This window comes from Paraburkholderia unamae (genome assembly GCF_003096875.1).
In the GTDB taxonomy this organism is placed as follows: domain Bacteria; phylum Pseudomonadota; class Gammaproteobacteria; order Burkholderiales; family Burkholderiaceae; genus Paraburkholderia; species Paraburkholderia unamae.
In genome coordinates this window covers 76,299-102,170 of the sequence record NZ_QEOB01000027.1, presented here as the reverse complement: position 1 = coordinate 102,170, position 25,872 = coordinate 76,299, and the positions used below count along the sequence as shown (strand labels likewise).

General features: G+C 64.6%; 26 protein-coding genes and 1 tRNA gene. 14 read left to right on the top strand and 13 right to left on the bottom strand.

Annotated features, from left to right (window positions below; translation table 11 throughout):
* On the top strand, positions 1 to 2,103 hold a 2,103-nt coding region (locus C7402_RS47220), incomplete at its 5' end, for a beta strand repeat-containing protein (protein ID WP_165842095.1).
* Between the two features lie 101 nt (positions 2,104 to 2,204).
* Positions 2,205 to 2,357: a DUF6447 family protein gene (locus C7402_RS47215; RefSeq protein WP_165842094.1), complete on the top strand. Its 153-nt coding sequence runs from the start codon at positions 2,205 to 2,207 to the stop codon at positions 2,355 to 2,357.
* A gap of 376 nt (positions 2,358 to 2,733) precedes the next feature.
* Here C7402_RS47215 and C7402_RS38440 read toward each other — a convergent pair whose 3' ends face one another.
* From C7402_RS38440 to dusA, 3 genes are all read right to left on the bottom strand, one after another.
* The gene (locus C7402_RS38440) at positions 2,734 to 3,342 is read right to left on the bottom strand and encodes a hypothetical protein (RefSeq protein WP_112176915.1); all 609 of its coding nucleotides are present in this window, start codon (positions 3,340 to 3,342) and stop codon (positions 2,734 to 2,736) included.
* Between the two features lie 167 nt (positions 3,343 to 3,509).
* Positions 3,510 to 3,585: transfer RNA gene (locus C7402_RS38435), tRNA-His, on the bottom strand.
* 89 nt (positions 3,586 to 3,674) lie between these two features.
* On the bottom strand, positions 3,675 to 4,676 hold the full coding sequence (dusA, locus tag C7402_RS38430; protein WP_116614244.1) for a tRNA dihydrouridine(20/20a) synthase DusA: 1,002 nt from the start codon (positions 4,674 to 4,676) through the stop codon (positions 3,675 to 3,677).
* A 406-nt stretch (positions 4,677 to 5,082) separates the two neighbouring features.
* Here dusA and C7402_RS38425 point away from each other — a divergent pair, with 406 nt between their 5' ends.
* Complete coding sequence (locus tag C7402_RS38425; RefSeq protein ID WP_112176917.1) at positions 5,083 to 5,355, top strand: hypothetical protein; 273 nt, start codon at positions 5,083 to 5,085, stop codon at positions 5,353 to 5,355.
* A 129-nt stretch (positions 5,356 to 5,484) separates the two neighbouring features.
* Here C7402_RS38425 and C7402_RS38420 read toward each other — a convergent pair whose 3' ends face one another.
* Positions 5,485 to 5,727 carry a hypothetical protein gene (locus tag C7402_RS38420; RefSeq protein ID WP_116614243.1) on the bottom strand — a complete coding sequence of 81 codons (243 nt, stop codon included), beginning with the start codon at positions 5,725 to 5,727 and terminating at the stop codon, positions 5,485 to 5,487.
* Between the two features lie 202 nt (positions 5,728 to 5,929).
* Here C7402_RS38420 and C7402_RS38415 point away from each other — a divergent pair, with 202 nt between their 5' ends.
* From C7402_RS38415 to C7402_RS38405, 3 genes are all read left to right on the top strand, one after another.
* Positions 5,930 to 6,982 carry an NADP(H)-dependent aldo-keto reductase gene (locus C7402_RS38415; protein ID WP_116614251.1) on the top strand — a complete coding sequence of 351 codons (1,053 nt, stop codon included), beginning with the start codon at positions 5,930 to 5,932 and terminating at the stop codon, positions 6,980 to 6,982.
* A gap of 224 nt (positions 6,983 to 7,206) precedes the next feature.
* Entirely contained in the window at positions 7,207 to 8,268 is a 1,062-nt protein-coding gene (locus C7402_RS38410; protein ID WP_112176919.1) for a permease, read from the top strand.
* Between the two features lie 113 nt (positions 8,269 to 8,381).
* Positions 8,382 to 8,804 carry a hypothetical protein gene (locus tag C7402_RS38405; RefSeq protein ID WP_112176920.1) on the top strand — a complete coding sequence of 141 codons (423 nt, stop codon included), beginning with the start codon at positions 8,382 to 8,384 and terminating at the stop codon, positions 8,802 to 8,804.
* 60 nt (positions 8,805 to 8,864) lie between these two features.
* On the opposite strand, the gene C7402_RS38400 is transcribed toward C7402_RS38405, so the two are convergent.
* Both C7402_RS38400 and nodI read right to left on the bottom strand, forming a co-directional pair.
* Positions 8,865 to 9,701, bottom strand: coding sequence for an ABC transporter permease (locus C7402_RS38400; RefSeq protein ID WP_116614242.1), 837 nt, complete (start codon positions 9,699 to 9,701; stop codon positions 8,865 to 8,867).
* Between the two features lie 22 nt (positions 9,702 to 9,723).
* A complete protein-coding gene (gene nodI / locus C7402_RS38395) occupies positions 9,724 to 10,638 on the bottom strand; it encodes a nodulation factor ABC transporter ATP-binding protein NodI (protein WP_116614241.1) in 915 nt (304 codons plus the stop codon).
* A gap of 347 nt (positions 10,639 to 10,985) precedes the next feature.
* On the opposite strand from nodI, the gene C7402_RS38390 reads away from it, so the two are divergent.
* Positions 10,986 to 11,456: a universal stress protein gene (locus C7402_RS38390; RefSeq protein ID WP_112176923.1), complete on the top strand. Its 471-nt coding sequence runs from the start codon at positions 10,986 to 10,988 to the stop codon at positions 11,454 to 11,456.
* Between the two features lie 116 nt (positions 11,457 to 11,572).
* On the opposite strand, the gene C7402_RS38385 is transcribed toward C7402_RS38390, so the two are convergent.
* From C7402_RS38385 to lexA, 3 genes are all read right to left on the bottom strand, one after another.
* Positions 11,573 to 12,247, bottom strand: coding sequence for a DUF2939 domain-containing protein (locus tag C7402_RS38385; RefSeq protein WP_116614240.1), 675 nt, complete (start codon positions 12,245 to 12,247; stop codon positions 11,573 to 11,575).
* Between the two features lie 147 nt (positions 12,248 to 12,394).
* Positions 12,395 to 12,772 (bottom strand): hypothetical protein, encoded by a 378-nt coding sequence (locus C7402_RS38380; protein ID WP_116614239.1) that lies wholly within the window; start codon positions 12,770 to 12,772, stop codon positions 12,395 to 12,397.
* A 43-nt stretch (positions 12,773 to 12,815) separates the two neighbouring features.
* The gene (gene lexA, locus C7402_RS38375; protein ID WP_112176926.1) at positions 12,816 to 13,466 is read right to left on the bottom strand and encodes a transcriptional repressor LexA; all 651 of its coding nucleotides are present in this window, start codon (positions 13,464 to 13,466) and stop codon (positions 12,816 to 12,818) included.
* Between the two features lie 272 nt (positions 13,467 to 13,738).
* On the opposite strand from lexA, the gene C7402_RS38370 reads away from it, so the two are divergent.
* The 6 genes from C7402_RS38370 to C7402_RS38345 all read left to right on the top strand — a co-directional run bounded on the left by C7402_RS38370 (position 13,739) and on the right by C7402_RS38345 (position 20,022).
* Positions 13,739 to 14,800 (top strand): sulfate ABC transporter substrate-binding protein, encoded by a 1,062-nt coding sequence (locus tag C7402_RS38370; protein ID WP_112176927.1) that lies wholly within the window; start codon positions 13,739 to 13,741, stop codon positions 14,798 to 14,800.
* Positions 14,801 to 14,962: 162 nt separating this feature from the next.
* A complete protein-coding gene (gene cysT, locus C7402_RS38365) occupies positions 14,963 to 15,874 on the top strand; it encodes a sulfate ABC transporter permease subunit CysT (RefSeq protein WP_112176928.1) in 912 nt (303 codons plus the stop codon).
* A complete protein-coding gene (cysW, locus tag C7402_RS38360) occupies positions 15,871 to 16,857 on the top strand; it encodes a sulfate ABC transporter permease subunit CysW (protein WP_112176929.1) in 987 nt (328 codons plus the stop codon). Before cysT ends, cysW begins: the two co-directional genes overlap by 4 nt.
* 1 nt (position 16,858) lies before the next feature.
* Entirely contained in the window at positions 16,859 to 17,917 is a 1,059-nt protein-coding gene (locus C7402_RS38355; protein WP_112176930.1) for a sulfate/molybdate ABC transporter ATP-binding protein, read from the top strand.
* 95 nt (positions 17,918 to 18,012) lie between these two features.
* Positions 18,013 to 18,939 carry a CysB family HTH-type transcriptional regulator gene (locus C7402_RS38350; RefSeq protein ID WP_112176931.1) on the top strand — a complete coding sequence of 309 codons (927 nt, stop codon included), beginning with the start codon at positions 18,013 to 18,015 and terminating at the stop codon, positions 18,937 to 18,939.
* Positions 18,940 to 18,987: 48 nt separating this feature from the next.
* Complete coding sequence (locus tag C7402_RS38345; protein ID WP_116614238.1) at positions 18,988 to 20,022, top strand: asparaginase; 1,035 nt, start codon at positions 18,988 to 18,990, stop codon at positions 20,020 to 20,022.
* 120 nt (positions 20,023 to 20,142) lie between these two features.
* Here C7402_RS38345 and lysM read toward each other — a convergent pair whose 3' ends face one another.
* The 4 genes from lysM to gcl all read right to left on the bottom strand — a co-directional run bounded on the left by lysM (position 20,143) and on the right by gcl (position 24,713).
* The gene (gene lysM, locus C7402_RS38340) at positions 20,143 to 20,649 is read right to left on the bottom strand and encodes a peptidoglycan-binding protein LysM (RefSeq protein WP_112176933.1); all 507 of its coding nucleotides are present in this window, start codon (positions 20,647 to 20,649) and stop codon (positions 20,143 to 20,145) included.
* A gap of 446 nt (positions 20,650 to 21,095) precedes the next feature.
* Positions 21,096 to 22,001 carry a 2-hydroxy-3-oxopropionate reductase gene (locus tag C7402_RS38330; RefSeq protein WP_116614236.1) on the bottom strand — a complete coding sequence of 302 codons (906 nt, stop codon included), beginning with the start codon at positions 21,999 to 22,001 and terminating at the stop codon, positions 21,096 to 21,098.
* Positions 22,002 to 22,044: 43 nt separating this feature from the next.
* Positions 22,045 to 22,842 (bottom strand): hydroxypyruvate isomerase, encoded by a 798-nt coding sequence (hyi, locus tag C7402_RS38325; protein WP_116614235.1) that lies wholly within the window; start codon positions 22,840 to 22,842, stop codon positions 22,045 to 22,047.
* A gap of 95 nt (positions 22,843 to 22,937) precedes the next feature.
* Positions 22,938 to 24,713 (bottom strand): glyoxylate carboligase, encoded by a 1,776-nt coding sequence (gene gcl / locus C7402_RS38320; protein ID WP_116614234.1) that lies wholly within the window; start codon positions 24,711 to 24,713, stop codon positions 22,938 to 22,940.
* Positions 24,714 to 24,885: 172 nt separating this feature from the next.
* On the opposite strand from gcl, the gene C7402_RS38315 reads away from it, so the two are divergent.
* Positions 24,886 to 25,797 carry a LysR family transcriptional regulator gene (locus C7402_RS38315; protein ID WP_116614233.1) on the top strand — a complete coding sequence of 304 codons (912 nt, stop codon included), beginning with the start codon at positions 24,886 to 24,888 and terminating at the stop codon, positions 25,795 to 25,797.
* The last annotated feature ends 75 nt before the right edge of the window (positions 25,798 to 25,872 follow it).

The following is a 25,872-nucleotide window of genomic DNA, read 5'->3' as shown; positions in this document are numbered from 1 at the left end:
TCGGCAGCTACGGGTGCAGTCAACCTGAGCGGCGTGGAACTCTCGTCGAACGGCTCGACCGTCACGGGCGGCGCTGGTCTGCTGACCGTTGCTGGCGGCGCGGATGCGGCGCACAGCGACGTGATCACCACGGGCACGGGTGGCGGCGTCATCACCATCGGCGCAGGTGGTAGCTGGGTTGCCGGTCTGACGAACGCCTACGGCGCCGGCTCGGAAACCGTGGACCTCACGGCATCGGCTTCGGCAGTGGACACGCTGGTTGTCGGCGAAAACACCGTCGCGACGTTCAATGGTTCGACCGGTGGCGTGAAGGGCTTCGAGATCACCTCGAGCGCGAAGACGACCGACCGCCTGACCGTCGTTTCGTCGAGCACCACTGTGAACGTCGTGGCTAACGCCGCATTGCAGAACGCGTCGATCGCTGGCCTGGCATACACGATTTCCAATGGCATCGTGACCTTCAGTGGCGCCGGTACGCACAACATCAGCGAGTTCAGTGCAACGGATCTGATCGCAGCAGCGCAAGCGATCGCATCTATTGCATACAGTGGTACTGACACGGTGCTCGCGTTCGTCGCAGGCGGCAACACGTACGTCGTTTCGGCAGAAGGCAACACGCTGCATGACACGTCGGTGACCGAACTGGTCGGCGTGACGGGCGTCGCAGGCTTCGGTACGACGGCAGCGGGCAACACGATCGTCCTGACCAACACCGTCGCGACCGACACCAACCTCAACGACGTGGCAACGGTTGGCGCCAAGACGCTCTCGTACGACGAGACCGGCTATGCGCGTTCCGTCCTGAACACGACGTCGGTTGGCTCGGCGACTTCGGTCTCGTTGGCGAATCTGGCCGCATCGGCTGTTCTGGAAATCGGTGCAGTTGGCGCAGCCGATCTGACCAACGTTGCTGTCTCGACGGCTCAACTCGGTACGTCGGGTTCGGACAGCCTGAGCCTCGTGTTTGACGCAGCTAACACCATCGGTAGCCTGACGGTGAGCGGCGACAACGCACTGGCGATCCAGACGAGCACGACCGGTTCGGACGTGATCAAGTCGTTCGTCGACGCAACCAACACCGTTGCAAGCATCACGGCTACGGGTACGGGTTCGCTCGAAATCGACAGCCTCACCGATACGGCGCTCAAGTCGTTCGACGCAAGCCACGTGAGCGGCACGCTGACGTTGACGGCTTCGCAAGCTGGCCTGACGATCCTCGGTGCGACGGGTGGCGACGCGATCACGGCGAACGGCGCGGCCGATACGATCACCGTTGGTTCGTCGACGGCAGCAGCAGTCGGTGCGGTTTCGCTCACCGCAAACGGTGCGGCTGACGTGATCTCGCTGAACCTCTCTGGTTCGTCGCACGTGATCCAGGCAGCGGGCGCTGGTGACACCATCACCATCGCAAGCGATAACACGGCTCTCGTGAACCTTGGTGGCACGTACAACAGCACGAGCGGGACGCTGACTACCGCGCTCGGCCACGGTGATACCGTGACGCTCAGCGGTGCCAATACCGTGACGGACAACGTGTGGCTCGGCGGCAGCTCGACGGTGAATCTCGGTTCGGCAAATCACTCGTTTGACGGGCAGCTGAACCTGAGCGTGACGGGTGACGTGACGGGTGCAACGTCGACTGGCAACTTTGCTCTGACGACGGTCAACGCTGTCTTGGCGGATGCCGCTCAAGTGAACGTGACGTTCGGCAATGCGACGAACGAGTATCTGGCTTCGAACACGGGCAACCTGGCGGATTCGCTGGTGAACGTCTCTTCGGCGACGTCGTTGTCGCAGGCACTGGATCTGGCGGTCAAGCAAGCTCTCGTGCTCGACCAGCAGTCCATCGGCACGCATCACACCACGGTTGTCAATGGGGTGATCGAGCTGAATGCGAACACCGGTCTTATCACGACGTTCCAGTACGCTGGCAACACGTATGTGGTGGAAGCGGTCAACAACACGAACGCGGCAGCTGCTCACTCGGCACTTGGCGCGAACGATGTTGTGATCGAGCTGACCGGTGCTTCGGCAAGCGGCGCTACCTTCAGCAGCGGTGCCGTGCACGCGACCATCAGCGCAGGCCAGCACTTCAGCGTCTAAGTGTTAGTAGACAAGTAGCGCAGTAGTCTCTCAAACCCCGCTCCCTCGCAAGAGGGGCGGGGTTTTTTCAAATAAGCACCAAACGTTGTGAATGTCCGAAAATGAGCACGATCATCATCGACGACATCGCTTACGGTCTCACCGCCCTGAGCGGGGCCGCGAAGCCGCAACTCGCGAACGTGCAGGCGGCCGACGCTGAAATCCAGCGCTTGCAAGCGCAACTGGCCATCGCGCCGCCCGCGCGCGGGCGCTAAAAAAGAGCTTTCGGCTGTGGTCTCGCACTGAGATCTTTGGCACCCAGGCTGCTGAACCAAGGGTGCAGTGCGCGTGTCGGCAGATGTGATTTGTATCACCGCAAGTATTTGTCAGCACCTTCACCTTTGCTGACGTCAACACGTCCCGAGGCATCGGTTCGCTCATGCGCGTTCATGGATTCGCAATCGGCGCAACCTATGAGGCGAATAGGGCCGGTAAACGCCGCATTTCAGGCGCGACAAGGGTTCGCGGTTGGCGCGCGAGTCACCCAAAACAAAAAGGCCTCTGCGCTGGAGGCCTTTTAAATACTGTGGCGGAGAGACGGGAGTCGAACCCCGGATAGGCTATTAACCTGTCCGCTCTTCCGGCTTCGACTCACTTCACGTCGACGTCCCATCCGTCTCGCGCCATACTCTCCAGGAAGCGTTCATAGTATTCGATTCCAAGGCGAGCGAGAGTGATTGGCCTCATGTCTTCGAGCGCGCGCCCCGCGTGGGAGTTTGGCGGGGCATAAGCTTTCCCTCGATGATTTACCGTCACGGCATAGACTTCTGCTGGGGCGAAATACTCGCGGGAAGCACCTCTGACTGTAGCCTTCAGCTCAGTGCCGTCGTCCAGGGTGATATTGGGCGCACGCATGAAGAGCTTGCCTTTCGGCGTGTCGAACTCGAAACGCACTCCCGCTTCGATTTTTCCGGTTATGTCCTCGCTCCTGTGCTCGTCGGCATCGCGGGCTCGCGCTAGATATTGAACGAGCGGGTCGCTCTTCAGATCCGATTGGACGGCCTTTACTTGCGGCGCATTCGTGAACCGCGGATCGCCTTTGAGTGAGGCCTGCGTTTTATTCCAGAGCCTTGTCAACCTGCCCAGGACCTCCTTCCACTGAAGGTCGAATTCTTCGACGTCACTGGCCGTTTCCATCTTTGCCAAAGCAGACCTCGCGAGATCCAGTTCGCGCCGAGCGGCGTCTAGCTTTTTGCCCACAGTGCCTCCTTCCGAGAGGGCGCAAGAACATGAATAGACAGGTCAATCCAGACGCAAAAAAGCCCGCAACAATGTGCGGGCTCAATTCCGAAATTCTGATTTCCGTTCCGAATTTCGCATCCTGAAAATAAAACAGGCACCGAAGTGCCTGTTTTATAAAGAATTCTTGGGGTGGCTGATGGGACTCGAACCCACGACGACAGGAATCACAATCCTGGACTCTACCAACTGAGCTACAGCCACCGCTGTTTTTCCTAACCGGCGCTGCTTTGTGAGCGGCGTCAATCAAGAAGCAAGATTATATACACACCATTGCCGGGTTGCCTAGCCCTTTATTCAAAAATTTCATCCGGAACGCGTAGATGCTGGCGGGCAGCGTCGAAGATAGCCAGGTCGGCCTTGGCCAGCTCGCGGCTATCCGACAGCACGCGTCGCCAGCCGCGCGCACCGGCCACGCCGCGATAAAGCCCCAGCGCATGGCGCGTAATCGCACCCAGGAACTGGCCGCGCGCGATTTCGCTCGCGCAGTATTCGATGAGCTTCGCTTCCACCTCTTCGCGCGTGAGCGGGGCATCGGTTGCGCCGTAGAAGCGCGCGTCGACGTCGGCGAGCACATAGGGGTTGTGGTACGCCTCGCGGCCGAGCATCACGCCATCGACGTGTTGCAGATGCTGCTCCACTTCATCGAGCGTCTTGATGCCGCCGTTGATGATGATCTCGAGATGCGGAAAGTCGCGCTTGAGCTGGTACGCGTAGTCGTACTTGAGCGGCGGAATCTCACGGTTTTCCTTCGGGCTCAGTCCCTTCAGGATCGCATTGCGCGCGTGCACGATGAATACCTCGCAGCCCGCATCGGCAATCGTGCCGACGAAATCCCGCACGAACGCATAATCCTCGACGGCGTCGACGCCAATGCGGTGCTTGACCGTGACCGGCACCGAGACGACGTCGCGCATCGCCTTCACGCAGTCCGCCACGAGCTGCGGCTCCTTCATCAGGCACGCGCCGAACGCGCCGCGCTGCACGCGCTCGGAAGGGCAGCCGCAATTCAGGTTGATTTCGTCGTAACCCCACTGTTCGCCGAGCTTCGCTGCGCGCGCGAGGTCAGCGGGCTCGCTGCCGCCAAGCTGGAGCGCAACCGGCGCTTCCGCGGGCGTAAAGGCGAGGTGGCGCGGCACGTCGCCGTGGAGCAGGGCACCGGTCGTCACCATTTCCGTATAGAGCCACGTGTGCTGCGAGATGAAGCGGTGCAGTGAGCGGCAGTGACGGTCCGTCCAGTCCATCATGGGCGCGACGGATACGCGGCGGGGGCTGGCTTGACGGTTGGCGGACATGGCGATAAGTGGCTGCGAACGTGGAACAACCTTGCATTTTACCGCATGTGCGGCACGCCATTGCGGCCCTTTGCGCGCTGCGCCAATTTGCCGGTTGCAGAGCCGGAAGCGCTTCCAGAGGGCGTTCCGTGTCCGAAAGACCCTGCCGTCGTTATGTAATTCGGCGTCCGTTTTGTGCGTCGCGCAAATTTTTTGGACGCTGCTTTTAGGGTCTGTTCGTCGCTCAGCCCCGTCAGGATTGACTGACGCGATTGTTTCCGAATGCAGAATAGTAAATTCGGATTATCGCGATTATTTTCCAATAGTAGGTGTATACACTAGGTTCCGTTGACGCAGCTCATGGGTTGAGACCTCCCAGGCGCGGCGCCATCCCGATCCGCAATTGAACCTGATATTGGAGTCCACCATGAAGACCAAACTGATCGCAGCGCTGCTGGTCGCAGCCACCGCTTCTGTTGCCGCTCCGGCGTTCGCCAGCGGCTACGGCCCGGCACCGTTCTATCGCCCGGACGTCGGCGCACCCGCTTCGCAGCGTGGCCAGAGCGCCCAGACCGTCGCTGTCGAGCGCGCGCAGGAACAAGGCGGCCAGACGGCTTACGGCGGCGTCGCCGGCTCGGCTTCGCAGTCGGGCAGCCACGTGAAGGCCGCGGCCTCGCAATCGGTCTACTTCGGTCAGTAAGTCACGCTGAAGTCGCCGCGCCGCCTGCCCCCAGGCGGCGGGAAAGCCGGATGTCGTCAAGACGTCCGGCTTTTTGCGTTTTGGGTCCGTTTTTGTCCCGCCTGGGTCCGCCGCCTTGAGGGGCGTTGTTCAGGAGGCGGCGCGCACGCGCTGGTCGATCGCCTCGCGCATGCGGTCGAACGCGGCGTCGAACGCGTTGTCCTGGGTGGGGAAGCGGCCGGCGGCGATGCCGTCCACGGGCACGACGCCGCTCTCGCTGCCGGTGAGGCTGTGGATCGTCTGCGTCGAGACGAAAAAGCCGGCTTCGTGGTCGCCGTCCACGCCGGCTGTCATGTTGAACCCCATGTACTCATAGCTGCGTCGGTTTTCCATGCCGAATTCTCCTCGTGGGCGCCTGTGCGGATTCTGGCATGTCTTTGCGCGAGCGGCGCCGTGGCGGGCCGCCATCCCGCCCGCGAAGCTGCGCGAGATGCCGGCGACCCGGGACATGCAGCGAATTCGGCATCTCCTGAAAAATTTCCGGCGCCGTGGTAGTTTCGCCGTTTCCCCAACCGCACTGATGGACAACCTTTCGATGGAACACCGCACACTCGGCGATACCGGCCTCAAGGTGAGCCTGATCGGGCTCGGCACGATGACGTGGGGCGAGCAGAACACGGAGCACGAGGCGCACGAGCAGATCGACTACGCGCTCGATCGCGGCGTCACGCTCATCGACGCCGCTGAGATGTACCCCGTGCCGCCGCGCCCCGAGACGCAGGGCCAGACCGAGCGCTTCATCGGGACGTGGCTCGCCCGGCACCGCGCGAAGCGCGAAAGCTTCGTGCTCGCCACGAAGATGACCGGACCGGCGCGCCAGCCGCACAATCCGCAGCACATTCGCGGGCCGCAAAACCAGTTCGATCGCAAGAACCTGTCCGAAGCGCTCGATGGCAGCCTCAAGCGTCTCCAGACCGACTACGTCGATCTGTATCAACTGCACTGGCCCGACCGCAGCACGATGACGTTCGGCCGCAACGTCTATCCGTATATCGACGACGCCTATACGGTGCCGATCGAGGAAACGCTCAGCGTGCTCGCGGACTTCGTGAAGGCAGGCAAGATTCGCCATATCGGCGTGTCGAATGAAACGCCGTGGGGCGTGGCGCAATTCCTGCGCGCCGCCGAAAAGCTCGGGCTGCCGCGCATCGTGAGCATCCAGAATCCGTATAGCCTGCTCAACCGCACGTTCGAGAGCGGCCTGTCGGAGTTCACGCACCGCGAGGGCGTGGGGCTGCTCGCCTATTCGCCGCTCGCATTCGGCTGGCTCTCGGGCAAGTACGAGGGCGGGGCACGGCCGGAAGGCGCGCGCATCACGAAGTTCGAGCGCTTCAAGCGCTACAGCAAGCCTGAAGCGGTGGCCGCGACCTCGCGCTATGTGGCGCTGGCGAGGGAACACGGCTACACGCCCGCGCAATTTGCGCTGGCGTTCGTCAACAGCCGGCCGTTCGTCACGAGCAACCTGATCGGCGCGACCTCGCTCGATCAGTTGAAGGAAAATATCGGTAGCGCCGACGTGAAGCTCTCGCCCGAACTGCTCGCGCAGATCGACGCGCTTCACGAGCAGCAGCCGAATCCGGCCCCCTGAACGCGCGCGCGGGGCCCGGCGCCTGGCGTCTTCGCGGGCCGCGCCGGGTTCGCCCCGCCGAAGGCGCTCCGCCGACGGCTTTGCACCAAAGTCGTTGGCGATTAGCAAGGCATACACTACGATCCAGCATGCGCCGCCCGGGGCGCTATCACGCGTCGCGCGCTGTGCGGGCGTGCGCCCCGGCCGGTAGCCTGGACCCAGTCTGAATTCGGAGAAACTTCACAATGACGAGCGCACGTCCCGCTCAATCGCCCCCGTCGTACGGCTGGCCCATTTTCATTCTGCTGGCGGTGGCCGGACTCTTCTACGTGAAGTGGTTTCCGTACTATCACCGCGCATTCACGGCCGAGGAAACGCATTCCATCGGCAAATCGATCCTGATGGGGGGCGCGTCCACCGCGCCCGAGCCGTCGTTCGCCGCCGCGCTCGATTACGCCTTCGCCTATGGCAAGGCGATCTGGCAGGCCATGGTGCTCGGCTTGCTGCTCGGCTCCGCCGTGCAGGCGCTGTTGCCCGTGCAGTGGGTCGCGCGCGTGCTCGGCCGGCGCGGCTTCGGCAGCGTCGCGGCGGGCGGGCTGCTCGCCGTGCCCGGCATGATGTGCACCTGCTGCGCCGCGCCCGTGGTCGTGGGCCTGCGCGCGCGCAATGCATCGGCGGGCGGGGCGATCGCATTCTGGCTCGGCAACTCCGTGCTCAATCCCGCCACGCTCGTTTTCATGGGCTTCGTGCTCGGCTGGCAGTGGAGTGCGCTGCGCCTCACGCTGGGCCTGTTGATGGTGTTCGGCCTTGGCTGGCTCTGCAACCGGCTCGTCACGCCCGAAGAAGCCCGCTCCGCCGACGACCGTCTCGCGCAGCTCGCCCAGCAGCAGGCCGAAGGCGGTAATGTCTTCGTGCGCTGGCTGCGCATCTTTACGCGCATGGCCGTGCGGCTCGTGCCCGAGTACATCGTGCTCGTGCTGCTGCTCGGCGCCGCGCGTGCGTGGCTCTTTCCGCATATCGGTCCGGAAGTCACGAGCAGTCTTGGCTGGATCATCACGTTCGCTTTTGTCGGCATGTTGTTCGTGATTCCCACGGCCGGGGAAGTGCCCATCATCCAGGCGATGCTCGCACTCGGCATGGGCGTGGGCCCGGCCGGCGCGCTCCTGATGACGTTGCCGCCCGTGAGCGTGCCGTCGTTCGCGATGCTGGCGGGCTCGTTCCGGCCGCGCATGCTCGCGATCGTCGGTACGACGGTCGTCTTGTTCGGGATCGTCGGGGGGCTCGCGACCGTGGCTCTGGGGTTCTAGCGCGACCCGCGCGGCATGGCAGGCAAGCGCTATTCATCGGGGCGCGGGCATTCAAGGTAATACGCGGACGGTTCGCCGTTCGCCAAGGAGCGGGCCTCGGCCCGAAAACCAGCATGGCACAGCAAAAAACCAATCCGAAGCTCGAACAGGCGCTCACGCGCGGCGATCTCGCCATTCGCCAGGCCAATTCGGCGCGCGCGACGGCGGTGCTGCGCGCGCTCGGCAAGATGATCGTCGAGGCGTCGGCGACCATTGGCGTCGAGGCGCACACGTCGATCCCCGACGGCGATCGCATCTACGATCCGGCCGACGGCCTCTGGCCGCAGTCGCTGCTGGTGTCGCTCGACGGCCCGGTGGAAGACTCGGACCCTGAAGAGATCCGCACGGTGCGTCTGCTCGCCCAGACGCAATCGACGATGTTCCGCGTGGAGTGGCATCGCGCCGACGGCAAAATCGGCCGCCAGGAAGGCGGTCCGTTCGCGACGGTCGCGTTTATTTCGGACGTCGATATTCCCTGGGGCGACGACGAAGACTGAGCGCCGCGTGGTGTGTTGTTCGATGTCGCGAGGTGTCGCGCGGCGTCGTTCAGTAGGGCTTCAACGCATCATGCGCCGGCGGAACAGCACCGAGGCAATCGCGAACGGCACCACCACGTAGATCACGAGCACGAGCAAGTGCAGGCCGGCCTGCTCGACAGGCCGGTCGAGCATGGCGGGGCGGATCAGCGCCACGGCGTGCGCGAGCGGCAGCATCAACGTGATGTGCTGCGCGGCGGCGGGCAACTGGGCGATCGGAAAGAACACGCCCGAAAGCAGCAGCATGGGCGTGAGCACCAGTGTTTGATAGAACATGAAGAAGTCGTAGGACGGCGCGAGCGCCGTCACGATCATCGCGCAGCTCGCGAACGCCAGGCCCGCGAGCGCGATCACGGGCAGCGCGAGCAGCATCGAAGGAAAGCTCGCGTAGCCGAGCAGCCCCGCCACCAGCATGATCGCCGCACCGGAGAGCATCGACTTGCTCGCGGCCCACATGACCTCGCCCAGCACCACGTCGCCGAGTGACAGCGGCGTATGCATGATCGCTTCCCACGTGCGTTGCACGTGCATGCGCGAGAAGCCCGAGTACATCGATTCGAAGCTCGCCGACATCATCACCGAAGACGACACCGTGCCCGCCGCGAGAAACGCGATGTACGAGACGCCGTCCACGTGCCCGACCATCAGCCCGAGACCGAAGCCGAGACCGAACAGGTAGATCATCGGGTCGGCGAGATTGCCGAACATCGAGGCGATCGCGAGCTTGCGCCACACGAGATAGTTGCGTCGCCACACGGCCATCCAGTGCGTGGCGTTCGAGGGCAGCGCCGCGCGCGGCTCGCGGACAAGTGCGTGGTCGGGGCGTGCGGGCGTCGGGTCGTTGGTGCGTGTCTGCATGGTTTTTTCTTGAGCGGCCGCTTCAGTCCTGCATCTCGCGGCCCGTGAGCCGCAGGAACACGTCTTCGAGATTCGCGGGCCGGTGCAGGTAGCGCAGGTCCGACCGATGGCGCAGTTTCGCATGCACGGGCGCGGGGTCGTCGACGTAGCAGAACAGTGTCTCGCCGCTGATCTCCGTGCGCTTTGCGTCCTCCGCGAGTTCGTCGCGCAGCGCGGCCGGGTCCGGGCCATACACCTCGATCACGTCGCAGCCGATCTCCGATTCGATCAGCGCCTTGGGCGCGCCCTCGGCGATCTTGCGGCCTTCCTCGATCACGCACACGCGATTGCAGAGCCGCTCGGCTTCCTCCATGAAATGCGTGGTGAGCAGAATCGTCTTGCCGCGCGCGAGCAGCGAGCGCAGGCGCTCCCAGATCAGATGGCGCGCCTGCGGGTCGAGGCCCGTGGTGGGCTCGTCCATCACGAGCACGTCGGGGTCGTTGACGAGCGCGCGCGCGAGCGTGAGGCGACGGCGCATGCCGCCGGAGAGTTCGCCCACGCGCGCGTCGGCCTTGCTTTCGAGGCGTGCGAATTCGAGCAGCGGCGCAACGAGCGCTTTCGTTTCGCGCGCGGACAAGCCGAAGTAGCGGCCGAACACGACGAGGTTCTCGCGCACGGTGAAGTCGGGGTCGAGGTTGTCGAACTGCGGCACGACGCCCACGCGCCGGCGGGCGTGGCGCGCGCGCGCCGGCACGGGCTCGCCGCACAGGCTGATGCGCCCCGCATCGGGAGACACGATGCCGAGCAGCATGCGCAGCGTGGTGGTCTTCCCCGCGCCGTTCGGGCCGAGCAGCCCGAAACATTCGCCGGGGACGACGTCGAATGACAGACCGTTGACGACCGTCCTGTCTCCGTAGTGTTTGATGACCTGCTCGAATTCGATGGCGGGTGCGGGCATGGACCGGTTGAGCGTGTGTCGATGTGCGTGAGTCGGACGAGCGTCGCGCGAATCGGGCGCAAGAGCGAACGAAATGCGCAAGAAAAATATCGCACGAAACGAGGCGGCCTATTCTAGTGCATTGCCCTGAGTCGGGTGGGCGGCGCTCTGATGCCCGGTTCAACGCTGCTTGCCATGAATGCTTGTCGCGGCAATCATTGGCGGCGCGCAAGATTCATGCGTGACGTACCGCACGCCTGGCGCTTAACGATGGCGTCCTGGCGTTTTCCAGCCCTTGCGTGCGCAATTGCGGCGCACCATCATGAGAATCGCACAGCCTGCAAATCACGCGGGCGGGGAGAAGCGATATGGCGAGCTACAAAAAAATCCTGCTGTGTTACGACGGCTCGCGCGAAGGCCGCAAGGCATTGCGTTGCGGCGCCGATCTTGCGCTCGATCTGCAAGCGGAAACGCACTTGCTCTCGGTCGTCGACATGCGCTCGACCATTGCCCAGAGCGCCGGCCTGCTCACCGATGTGGCCTGCGGCCGCTTTGAGGAAACGGCCCGCGAAATCCTTCAGGAGGGCGTTGACTGGCTGACCGAGCGTGGCGTGCACGCCCAGGGGCATTTCGCGTTCGGGCATCCGATCGACGAAATTGCGAACCTGGCCAACGAGCTCCAGGTCGACCTCGTGGTCGTGGGACATCGCTGCCGCACCGGGCTCTCGCGCTGGTGGATGGGCGCGGGCAATACGCCGCTGCTCGACCGCGTGTCGTGCAGCATTCTGGTGGCGTGCTCGTCGGCCGCCGAGGAAAAGCAGCAAGCCGCCGCAGCCTAGCGCGCGGAAAACCTGGAAAGCGCGAGCACGGGCCCGGACGATCGGGAGATCGGCGGGCCCGCCAGGCGCGAACCGGCCCGGCGGCGCATCACATGCGTGCCGGTCCGTGGTTCAGGTCAGTTCGGGTTCGGGGCGTTGCCCTCGTTCAACTCGACCGACGCGAGCTTCCACGAGAAGAGTCCATGACGCTGCAAGATGGCGGCATAGTGCTCGCCCGTGGCGCTGCGATCCCACGTGAGCGCGAACTCGTTGAGGCTGCGATAACCCGCCGTGGTGACCGGCCGCGCTTCGGGCGCGGGATTGCCTGAAGCCGCCTGGGCGGGTGGGGAGGCCGGGGCGGCTGCGGAAGCGGGGGCCGACTGCGAACCCGCCTCCTGCGGCGGCGGCGCGTGAGGACGCTCGCCGGGCTTGCCCGTGGGCGGCATGCCGCTCAGTAGCGCGGCGACGCCCTCCGGCGTGGCATAGGCATCCACGAGCGGCCCGATCAGCGCCGCACCGATCACGGCGCCGAGAATCAGCAGCGGATTGCTGCTGTGCTCCGCATGAATGCGCTCTCGCAGCATTTCGCCAACCTGCTGCTTGAGGCTCACGCGCAGCGCCGGGTAATCGACGTACTGATTGAGCGTGGCGGCGTCGCGCGCGTCGGCAGCAGCCTTCATGCGATTCACCGCGATATAGGGCGACGCGTAGGCGTAGCCGAGCGCGGCCACAAACACGGCAACCGCGACCGTGATGGCGACGGGCTTCTTCCAGTCTCGGGATTTACGTGGGGGCGTCAGGGATTCCGTCATCAAATTCGGACAAATCGTTCAAACACGGTGTTGACCGCAATCCGGCGAAAACGATCCCCGACACTGCCCCTTTTTACGTCAGAAAGGCCTTGGTGCCGCTTGTGGCCCCTTGTTGCCGCTTATTGCATTGTGGCGCCGGGTGAGCGCTTATTTCGCGAGCGCCCCAGGCAGATCGCTTTGCTGCTCGGCGATGCAGCGGTCGATTGCGCGGCATACGGCGTCCACCGTACCGACCAGGATGAGCCGCGACGGGCCTTGGTAGACGCGCACGGGCGCCCGGCGCATGGGCTGCTCGGTGTTGATCGTGCTGTTGAGCGAGACGCGCGCGAACGCCGGTTGCGCCGAGGGCAGCGCGGGCAGGTCGGCCGCACTGGCCGCCACCATCTCGGGGGTGTCTTCGAAGAGCGAGCCGTTCAGTGCGGCAGTTGTGGCGCGCACTTCGCGAACCGCGCACGAGGCGACTCCACGCAGGTGGCGCAGACGGCCGAATTGACGGAAGGGCAGCAAGCGGGCAAGGCGTTCCATGGCTCTCTCCAGAGAATGCGCGCAGGGCGCGCAAGCGGATTTATCAGAATTCGGTAGGGCGAATCAGGCCGACTGCAATGCCTTCCAGCGCGAAATCCGCGCTGCCGGCCTCGACGAAAATGTTCTCGTAGTCGGGGTTCTCGGCGATCAGCTCGACGCCGTTCGGGCGGCGCTTCAGGCGTTTGACGGTGACGTCGTCGCCCAGACGCGCCACGATGATCTGGCCGTCCTTCGCCTCGCTTTTCTTCTGCACGGCGAGCAGGTCGCCGTCGAATATGCCGGCGTCGCGCATGGAGAGGCCGCGCACCTTCAGGAGATAGTCCGGCCGGCTCGAGAAGAGCGCCGGGTCGCACATGTAGTTCTGCGAGATGTGCTCCTGCGCGAGGATCGGGCTGCCCGCCGCGACCCGGCCGACGAGCGGCAGCGAGAGCTGCATGATGCTGGCGTGCGGCAGCGTGAACTGGTGCGGCAGGTCGTCGGGCCCCGGCATGAGGCGGATGCCGCGCGAGGCGCCCGCAGCCAGTTCGATCACGCCCTTGCGCGCCAGTGCGCGCAGGTGCTCCTCGGCCGAGTTGGCCGAGCTGAAGCCGAGTTCCGCCGCGATTTCGGCGCGTGTGGGCGGGAAGCCCGTGCGCTCGATCGCCCGGCGAACCAGATCGAAAACCTGCTGCTGTCGTGCGGTGAGTTTGGTCATGGCGCCACTGTATGTTTGAACAGGTAACTGTATTTTTATACAGTATTCGCCGCTTTTCAAGTGTTACTTGAAGTTCGTCATCCGGGCGTTGCCATGACGCCGTTTTCCCGCGTTGACACGGACGAAATCGTGCTGTGACAGCGACTTCCTCTGTCCTTACCACTTTTGCGTATTAAAGAATGAAGAAACATTATTTTTAATGATGTAAGCGGATCGCTAGACTGGCCTCCATCGATAGCTGAAAACCACACACGAGAACGGAGAACAGATAGATGGGCACGACCAATACGGGGCGCGGGGGCTGGCTGAAGACGCTGGCGGCAAAACTGGTGATCGGCGTGGCGCCTCTCGCGGCGTCGTTCGCAGGCATCGCGGCGATGGCGCCCGCAACGGCTCACGCGGATACGTCGCTGCTCAACGTCTCCTACGATCCGACCCGCGAGCTGTACCAGGACATCAACGAGGCCTTCATCAAGCAGTGGAAGGCCAAAACGGGCGAAACGCTCACCATCAAGCAGTCGCACGGCGGCTCGGGCGCGCAGGCGCGCTCGGTGCTTGACGGCCTGCAAGCCGATGTCGTGACGCTGGCGCTCGCCTGGGACATCGACGCGCTCGCCAACAAGGGCATCGTCGCGAAGGACTGGCAAAAGCGCCTGCCCGACAACGCGTCGCCGTACACGTCGACCATCGTGTTCCTCGTGCGCAAGGGCAACCCCAAGCACATCAAGGACTGGGACGACCTGACCAAGCCGGGCGTGTCGATCGTCACGCCGAATCCGAAGACCTCGGGTGGCGCGCGCTGGAACTATCTCGCGGCGTGGGCGTATGCGCTGCACCAGCCGGGCGGCAACGAGCAGAAGGCGAAGGAGTTCGTCACGAAGCTCTACAAGAATGCGGGCGTGCTCGATTCGGGCGCGCGCGGCGCGACGACGAGCTTCGTGCAGCGCGATATCGGCGACGTGCTGATCGCATGGGAAAACGAAGCGTTCCTCTCGCTCAAGGAGTTCGGCCCGGAGAAGTTCGAGATCGTGGTGCCTTCGGTGAGCATTCTGGCTGAGCCGCCGGTCGCCGTGGTGGACAAGGTCGTCGACAAGAAGGGCACGCGCAAGCAGGCCGAAGCGTACTTGCAGTTCCTCTATAGCGAAGAGGGCCAGGAGATCGCGGCGAAGAACTTCTACCGTCCGCGTTCGAACAAGGTGCCGGCTGCGCTCACCGCGAAGTTTCCGAAGCTGAAGCTCTATACGGTGGACGACACGTTCGGCGGCTGGACCAACGCGCAGAAGACGCATTTCGCAGATGGCGGCGTGTTCGACTCGATCTACCAGCCGCAGTAAGGCACGCAGTTAGGCACGCAGTTAGGCAGACAGCATCGAATGCAGTACCGGTCGGGATCCGGCAACAATCCGACCGCATAACAATGAAGCGCGCCCAAGGGCGCGCTTTTCGGCGCCGCTCCGGAGCACAGGAAGCGCGCAACCCATGTCTGGACGATGAGCATGACGACGTTTCAATCGACGTTTCGATTACGCAAGCCCAGCGCGCTGCCGGGCTTCGGCATAACGCTCGGCATCACGGTGGCTTACCTGAGCCTCGTGGTGCTCATTCCGCTTGCCGCCACCTTCCTCAAGACGGCCACGCTCGACTGGAGCCAGTTCGTGCGTGCCGTGTGGTCGCCGCGCGTGATCGCGTCGTACCGGCTCACGTTCACGGCGGCGCTCGGCGCGGCGCTGATCAACGCGGCGTTCGGTTTCCTGCTCGCGTGGGTGCTGGTGCGCTACACGTTCCCGTTCAAGCGCGTGATCGACGCGCTCGTCGACCTGCCGTTCGCGCTGCCCACCTCCGTGGCTGGCATTTCGCTGGCCGCAGTGTATGCGGGCAATGGCTGGATCGGCCAGTACCTGCAACCGCTCGGCTTGAAGGTCGCGTTCACGCCGCTCGGCGTGCTCGTCGCGCTGACGTTCATCGGCTTGCCGTTTGTCGTGCGCACGGTGCAGCCTGTGCTCGAGGACTTCGAGCGCGAGCAGGAAGAGGCCGCCGCGTGCCTGGGCGCCTCGCGCTGGCTCACGTTCCGCCGCGTGGTGCTGCCCTCGGTGCTGCCGGCGCTCCTCACCGGCTTCGCGCTCGCGTTCGCGCGCGCGCTGGGCGAGTACGGATCGGTCATCTTCATCGCCGGCAATGTGCCGATGAAGTCGGAGATCACGTCGCTGCTCATCATCACGAAGCTCGAACAATACGACTACGCAGGCGCCACGGCGCTCGCCGTGGTCATGCTTTGCGTCTCGTTCGTCATGCTGCTCCTCATCAATTCGTTGCAGTGGTATCTGCAACGCCGCACGAGCCGGGGTGTGTCGGCAGGCAGCGCGCCGAATGCGGTTGCGGGCGCAACGATTGCCGGAGGTGCGCAATGAGCACGCTGCCGCAACAACGAAGCGTCCGGCGGCCGGATCCCGTCACCGAAGCGCCGTGGGTGCGCTGGCTCCTGACCGGCGTTTCGCTCGTGTTTCTCGCGCTGTTTCTGGTGGTGCCGCTCGTCGCCGTGTTCTGGCAGGCGCTCTCGAAGGGCATCGGTTTCTATTTCGAGTCGCTCGCCGACCCCGACGCGCTCGCGGCGATCAAGCTCACGCTGATCACCGCCGCGATCGCCGTGCCGCTCAATCTGGCGTTCGGCCTCGCTGCCTCGTGGGCGATCGCGAAGTTCGAGTTTCGCGGCAAGGCGCTGCTCACCACGCTGATCGACCTGCCGTTCTCGGTGTCGCCCGTGATCTCGGGCCTCATCTACGTGCTGCTGTTCGGCGCGCAGGGCTGGCTCGGGCCGTGGCTCGAAGACCATAACGTGCAGATCATCTTCGCCGTGCCCGGCATCGTGCTCGCGACGATCTTCGTGACGTTCCCGTTCGTCGCGCGCGAACTGATTCCGCTGATGCAGGCGCAAGGCAACGACGAGGAAGAGGCCGCGCACGTGCTGGGCGCCTCGGGCTGGCAGATGTTCCGCCGCGTGACGCTGCCCAATATCCGCTGGGGCTTGCTGTACGGCGTGATTCTTTGCAATGCGCGCGCGATGGGCGAGTTCGGCGCGGTTTCGGTGGTGTCGGGCCATATTCGCGGCCAGACCGACACGATGCCGCTGCATGTGGAAATCCTCTACAACGAATACAACTTCGCGGCGGCGTTCGCCGTGGCCTCGCTGCTCGCGTTGCTCGCGCTCGTGACGCTGGGCCTGAAGCTGCTCGCTGAGCGCCGCCTGTCGGCCGAGCTGCGCGGCGCGGACGACGTTCCCGCGCACGCCGGGCCGCCTGCGGCCGCGTACGCACAAGCTTCGCAGCAACCCTCGCAAGCCGCCGCCGCCGCGCCGCGCGCCGCGCGTCAACCGATTCAAGTGGGAGAGCAGTAACATGGGCATCACCGTCAGCAATCTGCAAAAGCGCTTCGGCGATTTCACCGCCCTCGACAACGTCTCGCTCGACTTTCCGCCGGGCGAACTCGTCGCATTGCTCGGCCCCTCCGGTTGTGGCAAGACCACGCTGCTGCGCGTCATCGCGGGTCTCGAGTACGCCGACGCGGGCCAGGTCGTGCTGCAAGGTCAGGACGTGGGCGAAGTGGGGGCGCGTGAGCGTCAGGTCGGCTTCGTGTTTCAGCATTACGCGCTCTTTCGCCACATGACGGTGTTCGAGAACGTGGCGTTCGGCCTGCGCGTGAAGCCGCGCAACGAGCGGCCCTCGGAAGCCGTGATTCGTGAAAAGGTGCACGAGCTGCTCAAGCTCGTGCAGCTCGACTGGCTCGCGCAGCGCTATCCGTCCGAGCTTTCGGGCGGCCAGCGTCAACGTATCGCACTCGCTCGCGCGCTCGCCGTGGAGCCGAAGGTGCTGCTGCTCGACGAGCCGTTCGGCGCGCTGGACGCCAAGGTGCGCAAGGAACTGCGCTCGTGGCTGCGCCGCCTGCACGACGACCTGCACATCTCGACGATCTTCGTGACGCACGACCAGGAAGAGGCGCTCGAAGTGGCCGACCGCATCGTCGTGATGAATCACGGGCATGTGGAGCAGGTGGGCAGTCCGCAGGACGTCTACGATCATCCGCAAACCGCTTTCGTCTACGAATTCCTCGGCGCGGCGAACCGGCTGCGCGGGCGCGTGGACGGGCGCGGCTTCGTGGCCGACGGCGCCGCGCAGCCGATCTCGGTGCACGCAAGCTTCGAAGGTCCGGCGCTCGCCTACGTGCGGCCGCACGACCTCGTGCTGCATCGCGAGGCGAGCGACCATCGCGACGGCATCGTCGTGGATGTGCGCCGCGTCGTGACGCTTGGCGGCTCGGTGCGCGTGGAGCTGGAAAGCCGCACGGGCGGTGCGCTGGAAGCCGAGCTCGACCGCGAGTCGTGGCGCGCGCTCGGCCTGGCGGTGGGCGAGGGCGTGACGGCGGTGCCGCGCGGGCTGCGCGTATTCCCCGCGCAATGAAGGTATAGAAAGCGGCGTAAAGCACGCGCAATGAGCGTTACAGTGCTTGCATCGACTAAAACGAATAATCGGTCAGCAGTATCGGAGAGAAGACCATGAATTTTCAGCAGTTGCGTTTCGTGCGCGAAGCCGTGCGGCAGAACATGAACCTGACCGAAGTGGCGAACGTGCTGTACACGTCGCAGTCGGGTGTTTCCAAGCAGATCAAGGATCTCGAGGACGAGCTCGGCGTGGATATCTTTATCCGCCGCGGCAAGCGTCTGACCGGTCTCACGGAGCCGGGCAAGGCGGTACATCAACTGATCGAGCGCATGCTGCTCGACGCAGAAAACCTGCGCCGCGTGGCGCGCCAGTTCGCGGACCAGGACAGCGGCCACCTCGTGGTGGCGACGACCCACACGCAGGCGCGCTACGCGCTGCCGAAGGTCGTGCACCAGTTCCGCGAGGTGTTTCCGAAGGTTCATCTCGCGCTGCGCCAGGGCAACCCGCAGCAGATTGCGCAGATGATCATCAATGGCGAGGCCGACATCGGCATTTCGACCGAGGCGCTCGATCGCTTCCCGGACATCGTGACGTTCCCGTGCTATTCGTGGCATCACGTGGTTGTGGTGCCGAAGACGCACCCGCTCGTGGGCCGCGAGAACCTCACGCTCGAAGACGTGGCCGAGTATCCGATCATCACCTATGACCAGGACTTCACGGGCCGCTCGCATATCGACCAGGCGTTCGCCAAGGTCGGCGTGGTGCCCGACGTGGTGCTCACCGCCATCGACGCCGACGTGATCAAGACCTACGTCGAACTGGGCATGGGCGTGGGCGTGGTCGCGGCAATGGCCTACGACCCGAAGCGCGACACCGAACTCGTCGCGCTCGACACGGAGCATCTGTTTGAGGCGAGCACGACGCGCGTCGGTCTGCGCAAGGGCGCGTTTCTGCGCCAGTACGCGTACCGGCTCATCGAGATGTTCGCGCCGCAGCTCTCCGAGCAGCAGATCGCGAGCCAGCTGCGCGAAGTGGGTTAAAGACGGACGGATTTTCCGGGCGGCGGCGGATCGCTTAAAATCGCCGCCATGAATACTTCCGTTTCGACTTCCTCATCGGCGGCGGCGGGCCGGCCGCTCCCGTGCATCGCCGTGCTCGCCACGGGCGGCACCATTGCGGGCTCCGCGGCCGACGCCGCGAACACCGCCGGCTACCAGGCGGGCGTGATCGGCGTCGCGCAACTGCTGGCGGCCGTGCCGGGTCTCGACGCCGTCGCGCGGATTCACGCCGAGCAGGTCGCGAGCATCGACAGCAAGGACATGTCGCTCGCGCTATGGAGCACGCTCGCGCAGCGCGTGAACGAACTGCTCGCGAGCGACGACATCGACGGCGTGGTGATCACGCACGGCACCGACACGCTCGAAGAAACGGCGTACCTGCTGCAACTCACGGTGAAGAGCGCGAAGCCTTGTGTGCTGACGGCGGCGATGCGGCCGGCCACGGCGCTCTCGGCCGACGGTCCGCTCAATCTGCTCAACGCCGTTACGCTCGCCGCGAGCAAGGCGGCGGCGGGGCAGGGCGTGCTCGTGGCGTTCAACAACCGCATTCACTGCGCGCGCGACGTCGCGAAGTTCAGCACCTATGCGGTGGACGCGTTCCAGTCGCCGGAAATCGGCGCGCTGGGCTGGGTGCAGGACGGCCGGGTGGAATTCCAGCGCCGCGCGCTGCGCCCGCATACGGTCGATGCGCCGTTCAGCGCAAGCGTGCCATGGCCGCAGGTCGAGATCGTGACGAGTTACGCGGGCGTCTCGCGCGCGGCCGTCGAAGCGCTCGTGGCCGCGGGGGTGGACGGTCTCGTTGTGGCGGGCACCGGCAACGGCTCGATTCACGGCGCGTTGCAGCAGGCGCTGGCCGAGGCTGCGAGCAAGGGCGTGCCCGTGGTGCGCGCCTCACGCGTGGGCTCCGGCCATGTCATGCATAACGGCGCGGCGAAGGACGATGCGCTCGGCTTTGTTTCCTCCGGCACGCTCAGCCCGTACAAGTCGCGTGTGCTGCTGCTGCTCGCGCTTGCCGCCGGCATGACCGACAAGGCGTCGTTGCAGCACGTATTCGATACGTTCTGATGTAAAAGCGCGTTAAAAGCGCGTTAAAAGCGCGAAGCAGCACGAAATCTCGCGTGAAAGAAAACGGGCCTGACGTATCTTCGCCAGGCCCGTTTCGTTTGCGGCCGTGCCCGGGTGTGCTTACCGGAGCGGCGGAATCACAAGCACCTGGCCGGGATAGATCTTGTCCGGGCTCTTGAGCATCGGCGTGTTCGCCTGGAAGATCGCGTCGTTCCTCGCGCCGCTGCCGTAGTACTTCTCGGCGATCTTCCAGAGGTTGTCGCCGGACACCACCGTGTGGTGCTGCGCCTGGGCGGCCGGATTCGTCACGGTCATCTGGTCGTCGACCTTGTCGACGTTCTGCACATTGCCTGCCGCGACGAGAATCTTCTCTTTCGTCGGCTGGTCGGCGGCGTTGCCGGTGACCGTCACGGTGTGCGAGACGCCGTCGTAGACCACGCCGAGGTTGTCGGCGTCGAGACCCTGCGAGCGGATATAGGCCGCGATCGCGTCGCCGGCCTTCTGGTTCAGCGCGGCGAGATTGGCAGCGGCGTTGGCCGGTGCCGCGGCCGGTTGTGCGGCGGCGGGCGTTGCGACCGCACCGAACAGCTTTTCGCCGGCTTCCTTGATGAAATTGACGATGCCCATCGATCACACTCCTCACGTGCTGGAAATGACTGGGTGTTCACGCGTTCGCGTCCACCTTGACCCGTCTGCATGACAGCCGGATGAAAGCACGATTCTAGAAACGCGGTCGTGAAGGCGTCCATCGGAGCCGCGTCAAAGAGTGTGAAACGTGGGGGAAGTGCAGGAGCAAAACAAAAAGGGCATCCGACGCGCGGACACCCGATGACGACGTCTGACCGACCAAGGCTTCCCCGTCGTCACCGGGCGCCGCTTTCGGACCCCACTGGCCGCCCTCAGCCCAGAGCGGCACCGATTTGCCTCGCGGCGGTTGCCGCCGCCGCGAAGCGCCCCACGGGAGGCTCGTGCGCCGTAGTGATGGCGCGCGAGCCGGTATGCGTGATCCGGTCCTGCGGGCAGCTCGCGCGTCGCGTCGCGCGAACCGCCTTCATGCTGCTGCTGACGCTGGCTCAGGCCGCCTTCACTTGCGCTTGCGGCTGCGCGATCTCGAAGTTCGCCATGATCTCGAGCGCGCGGATCATCGCCGAGTGGTCCCACGCTTTGCCGCCGTTCGCCGCGCACACGCTGAAGAGTTGCTGCGCGCTGGCCGTGTGCGGCAGGGCGAGACCGAGCTTGCGTGCGCCGTCGATGGCGAGGTTCAGGTCCTTCTGGTGCAGCTCGATCCGGAAGCCAGGGTCGAAGGTGCGCTTCGTCATGCGTTCGCCGTGCACTTCGAGAATGCGCGACGAAGCAAAGCCGCCCATGAGCGCCTTGCGCACGCGCTCGGGGTCGGCGCCCGAGCGCGCCGCGAACAGCAGCGCTTCGGCCACGGCCTCGATATTCAGCGCGACGATGATCTGGTTCGCCACCTTGCAGGTCTGGCCCGCGCCGTTGTCGCCGATGAGCGAGATGTTCTTGCCCATCAGCTCGAACAGCGGCAAGGCCCGCTCGAACGCCTTCTGCGGGCCGCCCACCATGATCGTGAGCGTGGCTTCGCGTGCGCCGACTTCGCCGCCCGAGACCGGCGCGTCGAGATAGTCGCAGCCGAGTGCGTTGATCTGCTTCGCGAACTGTTGCGTTTCGAGCGGCGAGATCGAGCTCATGTCGATCACGAGCTTGCCAGCCGAAAGACCCTTGGCCACGCCGTCGTCGGCGAACAGGACGTTGGCGACATCAGGCGTGTCCGGCACCATCACGATGACGATGTCCGACACCTTCGCGACGGCCGTCGAATCGGCGACGACCTCGGTTTGCGCGCGCAGGTCGTCGGGCACGGGGAACTTGCCGTTCACGGCGAGCGTGTGACCGCCCTTGATGAGGTTGCGCGCCATGTGCGCGCCCATGATGCCGAGTCCGATAAAGCCAATCTTTGCCATCTTGTGTGTCTCCGTTAAAGCGAATTCGGGGGTGTCGCGTGAATCACGCGAGTTCGGCGGTGCGTTGCTTCGCGCTGCGCAGCCAGGCGAGGCCTTCGACGGTCGTCGTGCGCGGCTTGTACTCGCAGCCGATGTGACCGTCATAGCCGAGCGTGTCGAGCAGGTCGAACAGGAACGGGTAGTTGATTTCGCCCGTGCCGGGTTCGTTGCGGCCAGGATTGTCGGCGAGCTGGATATGGGCGATCTTCGCGAAGTGCTTCTTGATCGTCGCGGCGAGTTCGCCTTCCATGCGCTGCATGTGATAGATGTCGTATTGCAGGAACAGGTTGTCCGAGCCGGTCTTCTCGATCACGTCGAGCGCTTCGGCCGAGCGGTTCAGCGCGAAGCCGGGAATGTCGTACGCGTTGCACGGCTCGACCAGCAGACGGATGCCTTCGCGCTTGAGTTCGCCGGCGGCGTAGCGCAGGTTCTCGACGATCGTGGCGAGTGCCGTTTCGCGGTCAATGCCCGCCGTCGGGATGCCGACGAGACAATTGAGTTGCGGCACCTTCAGCGCCTTTGCATAGTCGATCGCGCGGCCCACGCCTTCCTGGAACTCGCCACGACGATCGGGCAGGCAGGCAATGCCGCGTTCGCCCGCTTCCCAGTTGCCGGCGGGCAGATTGTGGAGCACGAGCTTCAAGCCGTTCGCTTCCAGGCGCTCGGCCAGATCGGCCGCCTTGAACGGATACGGGAACAGGAACTCCACGGCGTCGAAGCCCGCTTGCGCCGCCGCGGCAAAGCGGTCGAGGAAGGGCACTTCGTTGAACAGCATGGTGAGATTCGCGGCAAATTTCGGCATGGGTGTGTCTCTCGGGGCAATGAGTGGGTGAGAGGCCGCTTTTCGCACGTCAGGGCTGAGTGCGAAAAGCGGAGCAAGGCAATCACGCTAAATCGTCAGGATTGCAGAGCGACCGCCGTCGGTGCGTGCTCGGGCTTTTCTGCAAGTTCCTCGAACTCGTTGATCGAGTCGATTTCGGTGCCCATCGAGATATTGGTCACGCGCTCCAGAATCACCTCGACGACGACCGGCACGCTGTGCTCGGCGGCAAGCGCCTGAGCCTGCTTCAGGGCCGGTGCGATTTCTTCCGGCTTGAACACGCGCAGCGCCTTGCAGCCGAGCCCTTCGGCCACCGCCACGTGATCGACGCCATACCCTTCCAACTCGGGTGCGTTGATGTTCTCGAACGCGAGCTGCACGCAGAAGTCCATGTCGAACTGGCGCTGCGCCTGGCGGATCAGGCCGAGGTACGAGTTGTTCACGACCACGTGCACATACGGCATCTTGAACTGCGCACCCACGGCCAGTTCTTCGATCATGAACTGGAAGTCGTAGTCGCCGGAAAGCGCCACGATGGGCCGCGTCGGGTCGGCTGCGCGCACGCCGAGCGCCGCCGGAATCGTCCAGCCGAGCGGGCCTGCCTGGCCGCAGTTGATCCAGTTGCGCGCCTTGTACACGTGCAGGAACTGCGCGCCCGCGATCTGCGAAAGACCGATCGTGCTCACGTAGCAGGTGTCGCGGCCAAACGCCTTGTTCATCTCTTCGTACACGCGCTGCGGCTTGATCGGCGTGTTTTCGAAGTGCGTCTTGCGGTGCAGGGTGCGCTTGCGTTCCTGGCAATCGGCCACCCACGCGCTGCGGTCCTTGAGCTTGCCCGCGGCCTTCCATTCCTGCGCGACTTCGACGAAGAGTTCGAGCGCGGCCTTCGCGTCCGACACGATGCCGAGATCCGGGCCGAACACGCGCCCGATCTGCGTCGGTTCGATGTCGACGTGCACGAACTTGCGGCCCTTCGTGTAGACCTCGACGCTACCCGTATGGCGATTCGCCCAACGGTTGCCGATGCCGAGCACGAAGTCGGAGGCGAGCATCGTGGCGTTGCCGTAGCGGTGCGAGGTTTGCAGGCCGACCATGCCGGCCATGAGCGGGTGGTCGTCGGCAATCGCGCCCCACGACATGAGCGTCGGGATCACGGGCACGCCCACCGTTTCTGCGAACTGCACGAGCAGGTCTTCGGCCGCCGCGTTGAGCACGCCGCCGCCCGAGACGATCAACGGCTTGTCGCTCGCGTTGAGCAGTTCGAGCGCGGCTTCGATCTGCTTGCGGCTCGCGCGCGGCTTGTAGACCGGCAGCGGCTCATAGGTGTCGATGTCGAATTCGATTTCGGCGAGTTGCACGTCGATCGGCAGATCGACCAGCACCGGGCCCGGACGGCCCGAGCGCATGAGGTGGAACGCCTGCTGGAACACGCGCGGCACGAGCGCGGGCTCGCGCACGGTCACGGCCCACTTGGTGACGGGCTTGGCGATCGATTCGATGTCGACGGCCTGGAAGTCTTCTTTGTAGAGGCGGGCGCGCGGCGCCTGGCCCGTGATCGCGAGAATCGGAATCGAGTCGGCGGACGCGGAATACAGGCCCGTGATCATGTCGGTGCCCGCGGGGCCCGAGGTGCCGACGCACACGCCGATGTTGCCGGGCGTGGCACGCGTATAGCCTTCGGCCATATGCGAGGCGCCTTCAACGTGGCGTGCCAGCACGTGGCTGATGCCGCCGGACTTCTTCATCGCCGAATAGAACGGATTGATGGCTGCGCCCGGCACGCCGAAAGCGGTATCGATGCCTTCTTTTTCGAGCACCAGAACGGCGGCGTCGACGGCTCTCATTTTGGCCATGATTGTCTCCTGAATGTCGCGTATGCAAGGAATGGCTAAGCGGTTGAGGCCCACTTTAGAGCCGCAGGAAAGGTTTGATAAGATCAGTCCAGGTCGTTTATTCCGAAACAAAAAGTATGGAATGCAGGTGGGACGGCGCTTGCGGCGCGCGTCCGGACCATGGAGACAGGAAATGGACCGCTTCAAGCAGATCGAAACCTTCGTGCGCGTCGCGGACGCGGGCAGTCTCGCGGCGGCGGCGCTCGAGGAGGGCGTCTCGCCGGTCATACTCGGGCGGCGCATCGACGCGCTCGAAAAGCGCCTGGGCGTGAAGCTCATCTACCGCTCGACGCGGCGGCTCGTGGTGAGCGAGGAGGGCGGGGCGTTTCTCGAACGTTGCCGCGGGTTGCTCGCTGACTGGGATCAGGCCGAGAACGAGCTTTCGGCCGGGCGGCAGGTGGTGAGCGGGCATCTGATCGTCTCGGCGCCGGCCGCGTTCGGGCGCAAGCACGTCGCGCCGCTCGCGCCCGAATTTCTCGCCGACAAGCCCGAACTTCAGGTGTCGTTCAATCTCACCGACCGCGTGGTCGATCTCGTGCGCGAAGGCTACGACCTGTCGATCCGCATCGGCGGCGCGGTGGATCCTAATTTCGTGGCCGTGAAGCTTGCTTCGAACCGCCGCGTGGTGTGCGGCACGCCCGAGTACTTTCGCAAGCACGGCCGCCCGCAGGCGCTCGAAGACCTGCCGGGCCACAATTGTCTTGCCTTCAACCTGCAAGGCGGACAAAACCGCGGCTGGTACTTCAGCCGCAACGGCAAGCTCGTGACCGTGCGCGTGGGCGGCACGCTCGACTGCAACGACGGCGAGCTGCTGCACCGCTGGGTGACCGAGGGCCTCGGCCTTGGCTGGCGCTCGACCTGGGAAATCGACGCGCAACTCGCGCGCGGCGAACTGGAAACGGTGCTCGACGAGTACGCGCTGCCCGAGTACGACATCCTCGCGGTGTACCCGCAGCAGCGTTATGTGCCCGCCCGCGTGCGCTATTTCATCGACTACCTCAAGGAGGTCTACGCGCGCCCGGGGTATTGGACCGGCGCGCAGTGAAGGCGCAGCCGGCCAGGCGTGAAGGCGTCGGGCAGCGCATCGGCGCGCATTGCCGATTTATTTTTCGCTTTCGTG

What these genes read in the sequence shown, in the direction of transcription:
- C7402_RS47215 (WP_165842094.1), top strand. Translation starts at nt 2,205, where the DNA reads ATGAGCACGATCATCATCGACGACATCGCTTACGGTCTCACCGCCCTG.
- C7402_RS38380 (WP_116614239.1), bottom strand. Translation starts at nt 12,772, where the DNA reads ATGGAACGCCTTGCCCGCTTGCTGCCCTTCCGTCAATTCGGCCGTCTG.
- C7402_RS38355 (WP_112176930.1), top strand. Translation starts at nt 16,859, where the DNA reads ATGGGCATCACCGTCAGCAATCTGCAAAAGCGCTTCGGCGATTTCACC.
- C7402_RS38350 (WP_112176931.1), top strand. Translation starts at nt 18,013, where the DNA reads ATGAATTTTCAGCAGTTGCGTTTCGTGCGCGAAGCCGTGCGGCAGAAC.
- C7402_RS38315 (WP_116614233.1), top strand. Translation starts at nt 24,886, where the DNA reads ATGGACCGCTTCAAGCAGATCGAAACCTTCGTGCGCGTCGCGGACGCG.
- cysW (WP_112176929.1), top strand. Translation starts at nt 15,871, where the DNA reads ATGAGCACGCTGCCGCAACAACGAAGCGTCCGGCGGCCGGATCCCGTC.
- lysM (WP_112176933.1), bottom strand. Translation starts at nt 20,649, where the DNA reads ATGGGCATCGTCAATTTCATCAAGGAAGCCGGCGAAAAGCTGTTCGGT.
- C7402_RS38405 (WP_112176920.1), top strand. Translation starts at nt 8,382, where the DNA reads ATGGCACAGCAAAAAACCAATCCGAAGCTCGAACAGGCGCTCACGCGC.
- lexA (WP_112176926.1), bottom strand. Translation starts at nt 13,466, where the DNA reads ATGACCAAACTCACCGCACGACAGCAGCAGGTTTTCGATCTGGTTCGC.
- nodI (WP_116614241.1), bottom strand. Translation starts at nt 10,638, where the DNA reads ATGCCCGCACCCGCCATCGAATTCGAGCAGGTCATCAAACACTACGGA.
- C7402_RS38370 (WP_112176927.1), top strand. Translation starts at nt 13,739, where the DNA reads ATGGGCACGACCAATACGGGGCGCGGGGGCTGGCTGAAGACGCTGGCG.
- cysT (WP_112176928.1), top strand. Translation starts at nt 14,963, where the DNA reads ATGACGACGTTTCAATCGACGTTTCGATTACGCAAGCCCAGCGCGCTG.
- gcl (WP_116614234.1), bottom strand. Translation starts at nt 24,713, where the DNA reads ATGGCCAAAATGAGAGCCGTCGACGCCGCCGTTCTGGTGCTCGAAAAA.
- C7402_RS38410 (WP_112176919.1), top strand. Translation starts at nt 7,207, where the DNA reads ATGACGAGCGCACGTCCCGCTCAATCGCCCCCGTCGTACGGCTGGCCC.
- C7402_RS38400 (WP_116614242.1), bottom strand. Translation starts at nt 9,701, where the DNA reads ATGCAGACACGCACCAACGACCCGACGCCCGCACGCCCCGACCACGCA.
- C7402_RS38345 (WP_116614238.1), top strand. Translation starts at nt 18,988, where the DNA reads ATGAATACTTCCGTTTCGACTTCCTCATCGGCGGCGGCGGGCCGGCCG.
- C7402_RS38390 (WP_112176923.1), top strand. Translation starts at nt 10,986, where the DNA reads ATGGCGAGCTACAAAAAAATCCTGCTGTGTTACGACGGCTCGCGCGAA.
- C7402_RS38420 (WP_116614243.1), bottom strand. Translation starts at nt 5,727, where the DNA reads ATGGAAAACCGACGCAGCTATGAGTACATGGGGTTCAACATGACAGCC.
- hyi (WP_116614235.1), bottom strand. Translation starts at nt 22,842, where the DNA reads ATGCCGAAATTTGCCGCGAATCTCACCATGCTGTTCAACGAAGTGCCC.
- C7402_RS38330 (WP_116614236.1), bottom strand. Translation starts at nt 22,001, where the DNA reads ATGGCAAAGATTGGCTTTATCGGACTCGGCATCATGGGCGCGCACATG.
- C7402_RS38425 (WP_112176917.1), top strand. Translation starts at nt 5,083, where the DNA reads ATGAAGACCAAACTGATCGCAGCGCTGCTGGTCGCAGCCACCGCTTCT.
- C7402_RS38385 (WP_116614240.1), bottom strand. Translation starts at nt 12,247, where the DNA reads ATGACGGAATCCCTGACGCCCCCACGTAAATCCCGAGACTGGAAGAAG.
- dusA (WP_116614244.1), bottom strand. Translation starts at nt 4,676, where the DNA reads ATGTCCGCCAACCGTCAAGCCAGCCCCCGCCGCGTATCCGTCGCGCCC.
- C7402_RS38415 (WP_116614251.1), top strand. Translation starts at nt 5,930, where the DNA reads ATGGAACACCGCACACTCGGCGATACCGGCCTCAAGGTGAGCCTGATC.